The following is a 13277-nucleotide window of genomic DNA, read 5'->3' as shown; positions in this document are numbered from 1 at the left end:
GCGGGAATTGTTGTAGGTAAAAGCGGAACAGCCACCGCCTCGATTGAAGAAATAAACAAAGCAATACACGAGAGTGAGTTGCCTGCTGTAACACGCTGGGTTTAGTCTTTTCACGGATAAAATAGTTTTAATAACCTTTAACCAAGTTGAAATAGGGAGAGAATATCTATGCGTATGTTAGGGAATATTTTATGGCACTTTCCATTTTTGGGATTTATGACCGCCTTTTTAACCTTTTTATTGGGTAGTCTTTTGACAATTTTGATTATTCCCGCTCCAATTGGTCTTGGGTTAATTCAATTATCTAAATTTTTGTTGGCTCCATATTCTTACTCAATGGTATCTAAAGACGATTTGAATATAAATCAAAATCCAGCATGGAAAACATATTCCTTTATTATTATGCTCTTATATTTGCCTATTGGGATAATTGCCGCCGTAGTAAGCGCCATGCAAGTTTTGGGTTTATTTTTAACTATAATCGGCATTCCTATGGCTATTCCGCTTGCTAAATCTTTAGGCACTTATCTTAACCCTGTGGGTAAAGTTTGCGTGCCTGTTGAAACCGCCGAAGCCATCAGACTGCAAAAAGTTTATGGACAAGCTCAAGATTTTGCTAAAAAGTAAACATTAATATTACTTTGTAATAATTAGAGTTTTTAAGTATTGAAACTATTGCATAACTGCGTTGTGCATACTTTTCCATCGTTTTATGCTTTGTATACACATAACATAAAACATCTTAACTCTCAAAAGAATCACTCATTTTACAGGAAAATTAAATTTTCCCTTGTTTCGGGGGATACCCCGAAGCCCCGCAAGAGTCTCAAGGGCACTGGAGCAAAGCCAGCCCATTGCCATTATTCGCGGTTTTTGGAGTGTCTTTCTAACGAAAGCCACTTAGATGTAACTATTTAGCTAGGGAGACAATATAATGCGTTTGTCCGGAATAATTTTTTTGCTGTTTGTTTTATCATTCAATTTTATGCTTGAAGGTATGAATACAAAGGTAATCGCTAACGAAAAGTCGAGTGAAACATTTTTAAAACCCAAATTGGCGGGGAAAATAAAACCGACTCAGCAATTCGTCGAAGAGACTGTTACCAAAGAGAACCTTTCATCCATGCGTGCTAAAGCCCAAAGTGGCGACCTTGCTACTATGACAAACCTGGGCATTGCGTTAATGTGGACAGAAAATAAAGATGAAGGCAGGCAATTATTACAACAAGCAGCAGACAAAAATTATGCTCCGGCACAATTTTATTATAGTATGCTATTACAAGATGAAGGTAACAAACTCGCTTTGAGTTATTTAGATAAAGCGATAACAGCCGAATTTGTCCCCGCTTTGGAATGGAAAGCTCAAGAGTTACTGCAAGCTTATTCTAGTGATATTGGCTCCAAAGAACAAATTGTGAGATATTTGACTAAGGCTGCCTCACTTGGCAGTAGACTTGCGGCTTATAGGTTGGGAAATCTTTATTCTGAAGGCAAACAGATCGGGCATAACGGAGTTGCAGGATATTACTGGCTTTATCTTGCTTTAAATGGCTATACTGATGATAATACAAAAAAACAAAATCCCCGAGGCATTTATGGATATTCAAGAACAGAGGGTATAGATTCCAGTATTTTTGAAAACTTAGCTTTTCTTGATCTCGCCTTAACAGGTTTAGAAGGAAAGGAAGCCTTAAAGCTACTTTCTCAATGGACTAAAACACCGCCCCCAAACTTTCCGGTAGAGTTGCCTCAAAAAGATAACTATTCAAGAACTGAAGACACCTATGTTCCGGAAATTATAACACCTCAAAAAATAAAAGACTTAAATACTAAAGCCGAAAGTGGAGACAATAACGCTCGTTTTACTTTAGCAAAATATTACCTAGATGGACGAGGAGTTAAAGAAGATGACGCCAAAGCCATTAAGCTTTTAGAAATAGCACAAAAAGACGGACATGAGCAATCGGCTTTTCTTTTGGCTAGAATATATGAACGTGAAGATGATAGAGAAAAAAAAGAAAAAGCCAGAGAGATTTATACTACTCTAGCCGATAAAGGTAATCCAAATGCACAAATTGCCTTGATAGAGTTTTTAGACGATGACTACAATGATAACCTCGACAAAACAGCCGAAGAAGCTAATAAAAAACTAGCTTTTGAGCTATTAACCAAAGCCGCCTCTCAAAATAATATATGGGCAATGATTAAGCTAGGAAATCATTATGAAAGACAGAAAAATTATAAAAAAGCCTCTGAATTATACGAAAGAATCGCTATTTTGGGTGAACCCTCCGGTATAGAGAAGTTAGTTGGCTTAGCCGAAAGTGAACGCAACAGGGGAAATCTGTATATGTGGGCAAGCATATACACAGATACTATCCCTCAGGCAAATAGAATATTCCCTCGTCAAGTGATAGCCATGGCTACTTATAATGTTGACAAACAAATACTGCAAAGCTGGAAAGAAAAAACAGAGCAATGGCTACGTAACAACCCTGAATTTTTAAACAATATACAAGCAAGAAAAGCCGAACAAGAAAAAGCAAAAAACAAAAATAATACAAGTCAAAACGACCAAACTAATCCAAATATAGATACAAGAAATAAACAACAAATTGCGTCATTAATTAATGCAGTATCAAAAAACGATTTAAAAACCGTCAACGCTTTAATAGCTGAAAAGGTTGATTTAAACGTTGCGGATAATAGAGCTAATTTTCTCTTACATTATGCGGCTACTTTGGCTGATACTAAAATTTTAAAAGCGTTGTTAGACGCTAAAGCTATTATAGATGTTCAAAACTCTTCGGGAAAAACTCCTTTATTTTTGGCTGTATCAGAACAAAATATAGAAGCCGTTAAAATGCTACTCTCAGCCGGTGCAGACCCGGAAATAGGCCGCTTTCAAAGCCAACCGTTATTGGAAGCAATAAACCAAAAAAATATAGAATTAGTAAAACTTTTATTGCCCAAGATTAAAGATATAAATGTAAAAAGCAGTAAAGGCGAAAATTTTTTAGATGCCGCTATATATCATAACGATGCGGACGAACTAGTAGAGCTACTACTAAAAGCCGGAGCTAACCCTAGTTATATTAATAGCTATGGCGAAACTCTATTGCATCAAGCAGTGGAAAAGAATAATACCAAAATTGTGCAATTACTCTTAAAACACAATATTGAAATTAATCACCAAGCCAATGATGGAGATACCGCTCTTCATGAAGCAGTAAAAGATAACAATGAAGAGTTGATCAAAATGCTCTTAAAAGCAAACGCCGACCCTTATATAAAAAATAAAGAAGGATATACCCCTTGGTCTCTCGGAATGACTAGCAACAAAATCGGTACAGTTAAGTTGTTTCTAGCTCTTAAGCATGATATAAATGCCCCTATTAATGAAGATAACTACACTATTTTATATCATACTGTTTCTTCTCCCTATCAAAAACCAGAGATTACAGCGTTATTATTAAAAGCTGGTGCAAACCCCAATATAAAGGATAAAAGAGGCTATACCCCCCTTATAGCAGTAAGCGATACTGCAACAGACCTTCCCATACTCAAGCTTTTATTGGAGGCAGGGGCAGACCCTAATGCCACAAACGAATATGGGACTGCTCTCCATAGAGCAGCCCGCAATAAAAATATAGAAGCAGTAAAAATATTATTAAAAGCTAAAGCAGACCCAAATATAAAAGACAGCGATGGAAACACCCCTCTTGACGAAACCTCTGATCCGGAAATAGAAAAATTACTGACTGAGGCTGGTGGAAAGTCAGAAAAAAAAGAGGAAACTCCTTTATTTGATGAACTGAACAGGCCTGTAAACAAGGCGGCTGAAAAGGCTGTAAAAGAACGCTCCCAAGGGAAAAATAATAAACCTAATAATATGATCTTGCTGAATACCATGGAAGAATCCAAGGAGATTAACGCAACAATAGAAGCAGAAAACGCCGGTAAAAAAAGTCCATATCTTGCGAGAGCTGTAATGCTGAATATAGAGCCAAAAGAGTTAAAAGCCAGAATACAGTCAGGGATAGATGTAAACGGAGTTGACCCAGAGTTTTCTACTCCGATGTTTCAAGCGATTCAACAAAAGCGTAGCGTAGAGATTATTAAATGCTTATTGGACAATGGAGCCGACCCTAATTTAGAAACTCCACTCATGCACGCCGCAGAATCGTGTTACGTTGATGCTATTCCGCCTTTACTTAAAGCCGGAGCAAACCCTAATATTAAAAATGAAGACGGAAATACGCCTCTGATTGAAGCAACAGAAAGAGGTTGCGACAAGATTGTTGAACTCTTGTTACAAGCAAAGGCTGATCCTAATATGATAGATAAAAACGGTAACGCTCCATTGCATGTGGCAATAAAACAGGAAAAGCTAAAGGTAATTCCCTTGTTGTTAAAAGCTAAAGCGAACCCTAATATACAAAATAAATTTGGAAACACTCCACTACACAATGCGGCTGGAGATTACTATAAAGAAGGGCTTGAACTTTTATTAAAAGCTAAAGCAGACCCTAATATAAAAAATAACAGCGGTGATACAGCTCTAATTACCCTAGCAAAAGAAGGCAACGAAGAGGGTGTTGACATTTTGTTAAAAGCAAAAGCTAACCCTAATATACAAAATAGAGAAGGCAACACCGCCCTACATATTGCAACCCAAAAAGATGATGAAGGTATTGTTGAGCTTTTATTAAAGGCAAAGGCCAATCCTAAATTAAAAAACGAACAAGGCTATATTCCCTTAGATCTTATCGTAGGAGATAGAGAGATTCAGCAGCTTTTATTAAAAGCTACAAAATAAATAATAGAGACTCTTGCACAATAGTCGAAAAGTGGCTTCCTTAAAGAAGACACTCCCAAACTACACGCATAAGAAATGGTCTTTAATTTATAAATAAAAAAGACTCGTTATTAAAAAATAGCGAGTCTTTTTTTAGTTAAACCAATTCAAAAAATAATGAAAATTAAATTTTCCTGTAAAACGAGTGGTGTTCGAGACTTAAGACGTTTTATGATATATGCAAACAAAGCATAAAAAGATGAAAAACGTATTTAAAACGGAGTTTTGCAATGTTCTTTAAGTAGAACAATCATGTTTTTAATAACTATTCTAAAAAGTAACCGCTTAACCAACACAACATAAGTCATATTGATTAAGCGGTAGTTTTATAGAAGTAAAAAACTAAGTTTAGCGTTTCATTGCCTCAACAACTCCGCTTCGATAAGCTGGGTCTACCTGATGAAAGAGATCAAGTTGGCGTTTTACTACAGGCTCAGACACTCCTTTCAAGTCCGCAGCAATGTTGGCAAAAAACCTTTTACGATGCGGTGAGTCCAAAAGAGCAAATAATTTTGCCGGTTGGCTAAAGTAATCGGTGTCTTCACGTTGGTTCCAATGTCCTGCATCGCCATGTAGTGGGAGTAGTGGTTCCTGAAACTCTGGCTGCTCTTGGAAAACACCATGACTGTTTGGCTCATAGCTTATATCGCCACTATTGCTACCCACCCGCATAAGACCATCACGATGATACGGAGCAAAAGGACAACGTGGTGCATTTACAGGGATTTGGAAGTGATTTACTCCAAGACGGTAACGTTGGGCATCACCATAAGAAAACAAACGCCCTTGAAGCATTTTATCAGGAGAAAAACTAATACCCGGAACAATGTTTGCCGGATTAAATGCGGACTGTTCCACTTCTGAAAAGTAATTTTCCGGATTGCGATTTAGCTCTAACACTCCGACTTCCTGCAAGGGAGCATCACTATGAAACCACACTTTGGTCAAGTCAAAAGGATTATATGGTAATGTTGCGGCCTTTTCTTCTGTCATAATTTGTACGAACAACTTCCATTTTGGGAACTGTTTATGCATTATGGCATCATAAAGGTCTCGTTGAGAGCTTTCCCTATCTTGTGCGATAATATGTGCGGCTTCTTCATTAGTTAAGCACTGAATGCCTTGTTGGGTTTTAAGATGAAACTTTACCCAAACTCGCTTATTTTCTTTAGAAATAAAACTAAAAGTATGACTGCCAAAGCCGTGCATATGGCGATATGATTTTGGCAAACCACGGTCTGTAAAATCAATGGTGAGTTGATGCAAAGCTTCCGGCAAGTGAGAGAAAAAGTCCCATTTATATTCTGCGTTGCGTAGATTTGTGCGTGGATCACGTTTGACTACATGATTCAAATCAGGAAACTTAAGCGGATCACGCAGGTAAAAAACAGGAGTGTTATTGCCTACTAGATCCCAGTTACCTTCCTCTGTATAGAATTTAATAGCAAAACCACGAATATCACGCTCCGCATCGGCGGCACCACGTTCACCAGCCACTGTGGAAAAGCGAATAAATAAATCGGTTTTCTTCCCTATTGCTGAAAACAACTTGGCAGAAGTAAATTGAGTAATGTCATGAGTTACCGTAAAAGTGCCATACGCACCGGAACCTTTTGCGTGCATACGACGCTCAGGAATGACCTCTCTGTCAAAATGGGCGAGTTTTTCTAATAGCCAGATGTCTTGTAAAAGAACCGGGCCTCGTGGTCCGGCTGTAGCACTATTGTTATTATCCGGAACAGGTACGCCTGCTGCCGTTGTAAGCTTCTTGAGAGACATAGGAACCTCCAATAGAAAGTGTTACAGGTGTTGCATACATACTATATATATTTATATATAGATAGCTTTATCAAGGAAATGTGTCAACACTTTTACTACGCTTATATCTCTTGCTTGCTTATATAGATAACAACCATTTATTTTGTAAGCATTTAATTAAAACAATATTTTTTTGTAGCAAGGTTGATAATATTATTCAGAGGCAACACAACGAATTCTTTCCATTTATATGCCATGTGACACTATGTTAAATAGACTATTTAATATCATTATGCCCCGCTACTACCCATTCTCCTTGCCTTTATCTTCATCTTTATCTTGTTCCACAGCAAAGGCAGGAATATAAACCACTGAGCATAACCGGCAGCAAAAAAGACCACCCACATCACAGAAAACACCACATAGTTTGATTCGAGCAAGCTAAGCAAAGGTACCCCAGAGTATTCCTCAAGCAATATCAACAAAGCAAACAACCACGCAACAAGGATACCGATTGGGAAGGACAAAGACAACATGCCATACATAAAGACAATGTAAACGTCGTTCGATTGATTCGGTTCAGTATAAACAAGCGTTATTGCTAAGACTGCCAGCGAACAGAGAATCCAAAGGATTTTTAGAACTTTTACCAATATACCTTTCATATATCCCTTCTTTGGGTCTTTTTTTCGATAGTTATGCAACACATGATGAAACACTCTTGGCAGTGTGTTTTTAACCATTTATTTGGTAAGCATATCCTTCACGGAATATTATAATCTGATCAAATTTAAAGGGTTCATAATAGCCTTTAGTGTTTTTTAATATGCTTATTTATATTTAGCTTATTTTTTTATGCGTTTAAGCTTTGCTCTAGATACGCCTGTAGGCAGTTTATCTTGGTAATAATACTCATCATAAATTTCACCATCTTTCATTCTGTGTCTTTGTCCGCCCTCATAACAGAACCCACCTGTGTACATTATCTTTCCGGGATATTCTGTATCGTTATCACCGCCTACAAATAGCCACATTCCTTTATTATAAGGCGGAGTTATGTATATATGTTCTATCCATGCCTTTGTTCTCAGGTGTATTCGTGCATATTCCTTAAAGGGACTGTTATAACCCAGTGCCAGCACATCATGGCGATTTCCACCAAAGCTCCCATAAATAACCAAAACTTTTGAATCTTTACCGGCACAATCTACATAAATGCTATCAGCATCAGAATAAGACTTTCCAAAGTCTCGCTCATCAGAGCTATTATAAGGTAAGAACTTGCCTAAAGGTTCTATTTTTTCACCTGTTTTAATGGCATAAAAATGACCTTTATAAAAGGGATCACCACGCAGAAGCGAGATAGTCTGTTTTTTAGTTGAGCCGACTTTACACTGAAAGACTACGGAATATTCGGAAAAATCACCGTGATACCCCTTAAAGCTGTCTAGCTCCATACCAACGCCATAGCTACTTGTTGTCATACAACCAACAAAAAGAACAGAGAATATTATAGTTTTAAATAAATTTATCATAGCACCTTGCTCCTTATTATAAGACCATTGAAAAAATTCGTTTTGCGTTCTTTTGTTATTATTTTATACTTTGTTTGCATGAGTATAAACGGAAAAGCTAAGCCCAAATCTTTACTTCTTTTTTGTGGGTGGAAGCATAGAATCATCCATACGAGATACTACACCCACACCTTCTGCTGTAGGCATAAAACCGGATTCTGTGGGTTTAAGAAATGTCATAATAGAATATTTGTCTGTTATTTTATGCATTGCCTGATAAAAATATTCACAATCTTGACTATATTCACGACACGAGTCTTCAGCATCGGCTTTTATGCGAAAAAACTTAGCATTATTCTTCGACCCAAGGGGTATTAAATCCATTGTTCCATCTTCCAAATAAGGTCCATGTGCTTCATATCGCTTATATCCAACCAAAAGATTATCGTCTATAAAAAACGCTGAAAATGATTCAGGCTCAGCCCAGTGATCACCATCGAACCACCCACCTTTAGGTAAATCATCGGGTAATATAAAACCTTGCTTTAAAAAACATTGCCCCGAACCAGCTATATTTAGTATAACCCCATCAAAAAGATTCAAAGAAAGTGTAACATTTTCCCCACTTTTCAAATCTTTTCCTTCAATTGTCCACTGTTCTTTGCCATGGAAACCTGCACTCATTGTGATGTTTTCAATTTTTAATTTGTTTTCGGCAATACTCAGGGTTTTTGAACTCATATCAATAGTCAATTCCTCATCAGCAAGGAATGCCTTCCATTTTCCGTCTAACTGGTGAGCTTCGGCAGGGGTGAAATTGAAACAGCATAATAGCAATAAAAATACTGTAGTTATAAAAAGAGAGTTGAGCTGACGAATTTTGAACATACTTTTACCTCATTTTTATTTAGCAATTAAAGACCCTTGAAAAACTTCGCTTTGCGTTCTTTGAGACTATTGTACAATAGTCTCAAAGTGGCTTCACTTGTTTATTTTTTAAATTAAAAGCATTCCGTTAGCCTTTAATCAAGCCTTTTAGTTTTTCAAAGCACTCTTCTTGTCCACTTGGATTATTTCCGCCTGTTTGGGCTTGGTCGGGTCTACCGCCACCACCGGACGCACCAATAAGAGGAGCAAGTTCTTTAATTAAGCTTGGAGCGGTAAAACGCTGATGTAAATCAGGCGAAACAAAGAGAATTAAATGCACTTTGCCCTCTTCTTCCGCTGTTAGACAGATCACGCCAGAATTAATTTTAGAACGCACATCGTCCATCACCTTGCGTAAGGTAGGTACGTTATTCGCCCCTGATTTAATGGCTAAAACTTTCACTCCGTTAATTTCAACAGCTTCATCAACAAGATTTTTTCCTGCTGACGAAAGCTTTTGATCCGCAAGCTTATCGATATTCTTACGCATTGCACGCAGTTCTTCTTGCAAAGCTTGCACTTTTATACTGCTTTCGCCCGCTTTAGCTTTAAGCAAGCCAGAGATTTCCTGGGCTTCTTTGCGTAGTTGCTGTAAATAGTGTAAAGCGTTTAAACCCGTAGCGGCTTCAATACGTCTTGTACCTGCCGCCACTCCCGCCTCAGAGAGAATAACAAAAGAGCCGGCTTCTCCGCTAGACTTAAGGTGAGTTCCGCCGCATAATTCGGTGGAAAAATCCCCCACTTTAACCATGCGTACTTTATCGCCATATTTTTCGCCAAAGAGAGCCATCGCACCATTTGCCACCGCATCATCATAACTGGTTTCACGGCTATTAACAGGCGTATCCGCTAGGATTGCTTTATTTACAAGCTCTTCTACTTTTAATAATTCATCAGCGGTCAGGGCTTGAATGTGAGTAAAGTCAAAACGTAAACGCTCAGGCGTAACCAAAGAACCCGCTTGTTTAACATGAGTCCCTAAAACAGAGCGTAAAGCAGCATGTAATAAGTGGGTACAAGTATGGTTTCGAGCTGAAGCAATGCGTTCGCCCTCTTCTACTTGTAGTTGCACTTCAGTATCTAAGAGGATTTCGCCTTCAATTACTTCAATTAAATGTACAGTCATTTCAGTGGCTGGCTTAAGGGTATCTAAAACCTTTGCCTTTCCTTGAGCTGTTTGAATTAGCCCTAAATCTCCGCTTTGTCCACCGCTCGCACCATAAAAAGGTGTGCGTCCCGCCACTAAATAGCCTTTTTCTTTGAGCTTGAGTTTTTCAACAGGCTCTGTCTCGCTATTCATTAAACTAATTATACGACTTTCGTCATTTAATTGGGTATAACCGGAAAATTCACTGCGTAAACCTTCTTCTAACAAGGTTTGGAAGCGTGAACCTAAATCAAGTTCGCCTGAACCCTTCCAAGCAGCCTTAGCACGTTGTTTTTGTGCATTCATCTGTTCTTTAAAGCCATCTTCGTCTACGCTAAAGCCTCGTTTACTGGCTAAATCGTTCACAATATCTAATGGAAAGCCATAAGTATCATACAATTTAAAAGCCACTAAACCGTCAATACAAGTTTTGTTTTGAGACTTTAATGCACTAAATTCTTCTTCTAAAAGGGCTAAACCTTTATCAAGGGTTTTGCTAAAGCGTTCTTCTTCTTCTTTTATCACTCGTGCCATGAACTCAGCACTACTTGTAAGCTCGGTATAATCAGCACCCATCACTTCAACAACTTTGGCAGCCATGAGATACAAGAAGCACTCCGGCATACCAATTAAGCGACCAAAACGATAAGCACGACGAATTAAACGACGTAAAACGTATCCACGCCCTTCATTAGAGGGCATAATACCGTCGGCAATCATAAAAGCCGCCGAACGAGAATGGTCAGCGATAACTCTTAAAGCGGTATCAATATCATTGGTATCAGGGCTACTATGGCTATATTTCAAATTAGCCTTAGGGGCTAAAGTACAAGCATATTGAATGATTGCTTGGAATAAATCGCTATCAAAGTTAGAATGCTTATTTTGGCAGACAGCAGCGATGCGTTCAAGCCCCATGCCCGTATCAATACTTGGATTAGGCAGAGGAGTGCGTTTACCTGTTTCATCTTGGTTGTATTGCATAAACACAAGATTCCAGATTTCTAAATAACGATCGCAATCACATTTTCCAATTCCGCAGTTAGGGCCACAAGTTAACTCTTCGCCTTGGTCGATCAGGATTTCGGAACAAGGACCACAAGGACCGGTGTCCCCCATACTCCAAAAGTTATCTTTTTCGCCCATGCGAAAAATACGCTCAGCAGGCACTTCAGTATGCTTTAGCCAAAGCTGTTCGGCTTCGTCATCATCTTGGAATACTGTAGCGTATAATTTTTCTTTCGGCAGTTTTAAGTCTTCGGTTAAAAAACGCCAAGCAAATTTAATGGCATCTTCTTTAAAATAGTTACCAAAAGAAAAGTTACCAAGCATTTCAAAAAAAGTATGGTGTCTTGCAGTACGCCCAACGTTTTCGAGGTCATTATGCTTTCCGCCAACACGCAGGCACTTTTGTGAAGTCGTTGCCCTATTGTAGGTTCTTTTTTCTTGACCTAAAAAAACTTTTTTAAACTGTACCATTCCGGCGTTGGTAAACAATAAACTAGGGTCTTCTCGTGGAATTAAAGAAGATGAGCGTACTATTTCGTGTCCTTGGCTTAAGAAAAATTTTAAAAAGCGAGAGCGTATTTCACTGGCACTAAGCATACTAATCCTTTTTTAATGCTGGTTTTAAAGGTAAGGGGCGTTTATTGTTTTTATATTTTGATAAAAGAATAAACTAAATCCATTACAGCGGTTAAGGTATAAAAATATAATATTTATTAATTCAAGTATTTTGTATTATAACTAGCACTAATAAATATTATATGTAATTAAAAATTAATCTTCGTCAGGGGTATCAGCATCTGCGATTGGGTCAACACCATCTTCATCAAGGTCTGGTATCCCTTCTTCTAAGAAAACTTCAGGGTTCATTCCAAGGTGTTTAATAACTTCTGCTTCTATTGCCGCGCGTAAAGTATCATCTTCTTCGAGTAAGGCTCTGACTTTTTCTTTACCTTGTCCGAGTTTTTCCTTGCCAAACGCATACCATGAACCGCTTTTTTCAATAACCTTAGCTTTTTCGCCAAGGTCAATAAGTTCACCTGTGCGTGAGATACCTGTTCCATAAATAATATCAAATTCAGCTAAACGGAAAGGTGGAGCAACCTTGTTTTTAACAACTTTTACTCTGGTACGGTTACCGATTGCTTCTTCTTTTTCTTTTAGAGTTTGAATTTTACGAATATCTAAACGAACGGAAGAATAGAATTTAAGAGCGTTACCACCTGTTGTGGTTTCTGGGCTACCGTAACCGGTCATACCAATTTTCATACGTATTTGGTTAATAAAAATTACCGCAGTACGAGATTTATGGATTGTTCCGGTTAATTTACGCATAGCGTGAGACATTAAGCGAGCGTGTCCGCCAACTTGGCTTTCGCCCATTTGTCCCTCTAATTCTGCTTGAGGAATTAAAGCCGCTACGGAGTCGACAACAACAAGGTCAACAGCGTTAGAACGCACTAAAGTATCTGCAATATCTAAAGCCTGTTCGCCATAATCTGGCTGAGATACAAGCAATTTATCAAACTGAACACCCAAACGCCTTGCATAAGTTACATCAAGGGCATGTTCCGCATCAATAAAAGCGGCAGTTCCACCGGCTTTTTGACACTCAGCAATGATATGCAACGTTAAGGTGGTTTTACCAGATGACTCAGGTCCGAATATTTCGCTAATACGCCCACGAGGAATACCGCCAACGCCCAAAGCAAGGTCAATAGAAATTGAGCCCGTCGGGATAACCGGGATATTTACTTTAGTATTATCTGTTAAACGCATAACGGAACCTTGTCCGTGTTTGCGTTCTATTGTGCTAAGAGCAGTATTTAGAGCTTCTAGCCTTTGTTCTGCCGGGGTGAGAGTAGGTTTTTTTGCCATTTTTAAAGAACTCCAAACGGTAAAATATTAAATAAACAAGCCTTAAAAGCCTGTTTATAGTTGTTTTTTCTTTTTGAGACTGAATTAAATTGATGTTTGCATTTCTTTTAAATTCCTTAAGTTCTCTGTTTTGGCTTATCAAAAAGTAACTTTAAGTGCAATCTTAAAAAAAATTTAATTTTATCCTATT

8 protein-coding genes are annotated in these 13277 nt (G+C 38.1%); 2 read left to right on the top strand and 6 right to left on the bottom strand.

Going from position 1 to position 13277, the window contains the following annotated elements; translation table 11 throughout:
- The first annotated feature begins 168 nt into the window (after window positions 1-168).
- The gene (locus BT999_RS09550; RefSeq protein ID WP_072697567.1) at window positions 169-627 is read left to right on the top strand and encodes a YccF domain-containing protein; all 459 of its coding nucleotides are present in this window, start codon (window positions 169-171) and stop codon (window positions 625-627) included.
- A 307-nt stretch (window positions 628-934) separates the two neighbouring features.
- Window positions 935-4819 (top strand): ankyrin repeat domain-containing protein, encoded by a 3885-nt coding sequence (locus BT999_RS09545; protein WP_072697566.1) that lies wholly within the window; start codon window positions 935-937, stop codon window positions 4817-4819.
- A 387-nt stretch (window positions 4820-5206) separates the two neighbouring features.
- Here the strand turns inward: BT999_RS09545 and BT999_RS09540 are convergent, their stop codons facing one another.
- The 6 genes from BT999_RS09540 to recA all read right to left on the bottom strand — a co-directional run bounded on the left by BT999_RS09540 (window position 5207) and on the right by recA (window position 13087).
- Window positions 5207-6637, bottom strand: coding sequence for a catalase (locus tag BT999_RS09540; protein ID WP_072697565.1), 1431 nt, complete (start codon window positions 6635-6637; stop codon window positions 5207-5209).
- Window positions 6638-6906: 269 nt separating this feature from the next.
- Window positions 6907-7281, bottom strand: coding sequence for a hypothetical protein (locus tag BT999_RS09535; protein WP_143145539.1), 375 nt, complete (start codon window positions 7279-7281; stop codon window positions 6907-6909).
- Window positions 7282-7461: 180 nt separating this feature from the next.
- Window positions 7462-8151 (bottom strand): hypothetical protein, encoded by a 690-nt coding sequence (locus BT999_RS09530; protein WP_072697563.1) that lies wholly within the window; start codon window positions 8149-8151, stop codon window positions 7462-7464.
- 111 nt (window positions 8152-8262) lie between these two features.
- Complete coding sequence (locus tag BT999_RS09525; RefSeq protein WP_143145538.1) at window positions 8263-8967, bottom strand: hypothetical protein; 705 nt, start codon at window positions 8965-8967, stop codon at window positions 8263-8265.
- A 178-nt stretch (window positions 8968-9145) separates the two neighbouring features.
- Window positions 9146-11809, bottom strand: coding sequence for an alanine--tRNA ligase (gene alaS / locus BT999_RS09520; protein WP_072697561.1), 2664 nt, complete (start codon window positions 11807-11809; stop codon window positions 9146-9148).
- Between the two features lie 174 nt (window positions 11810-11983).
- Complete coding sequence (gene recA, locus BT999_RS09515; protein WP_072697560.1) at window positions 11984-13087, bottom strand: recombinase RecA; 1104 nt, start codon at window positions 13085-13087, stop codon at window positions 11984-11986.
- Window positions 13088-13277 lie beyond the last annotated feature (190 nt).

It is taken from the genome of Desulfovibrio litoralis DSM 11393 (genome assembly GCF_900143255.1).
In the GTDB taxonomy this organism is placed as follows: domain Bacteria; phylum Desulfobacterota; class Desulfovibrionia; order Desulfovibrionales; family Desulfovibrionaceae; genus Frigididesulfovibrio_A; species Frigididesulfovibrio_A litoralis.
The sequence above is the reverse complement of the archived record's forward strand: the minus strand, read 5'-3'. Positions and strand labels throughout refer to the sequence as shown.

Coding starts and splice junctions, on each gene's coding strand:
- BT999_RS09550 (WP_072697567.1), top strand. CDS start 169: ATGCGTATGTTAGGGAATATTTTATGGCACTTTCCATTTTTGGGATTT.
- BT999_RS09545 (WP_072697566.1), top strand. CDS start 935: ATGCGTTTGTCCGGAATAATTTTTTTGCTGTTTGTTTTATCATTCAAT.
- BT999_RS09540 (WP_072697565.1), bottom strand. CDS start 6,637: ATGTCTCTCAAGAAGCTTACAACGGCAGCAGGCGTACCTGTTCCGGAT.
- BT999_RS09535 (WP_143145539.1), bottom strand. CDS start 7,281: ATGAAAGGTATATTGGTAAAAGTTCTAAAAATCCTTTGGATTCTCTGT.
- BT999_RS09530 (WP_072697563.1), bottom strand. CDS start 8,151: ATGATAAATTTATTTAAAACTATAATATTCTCTGTTCTTTTTGTTGGT.
- alaS (WP_072697561.1), bottom strand. CDS start 11,809: ATGCTTAGTGCCAGTGAAATACGCTCTCGCTTTTTAAAATTTTTCTTA.
- recA (WP_072697560.1), bottom strand. CDS start 13,087: ATGGCAAAAAAACCTACTCTCACCCCGGCAGAACAAAGGCTAGAAGCT.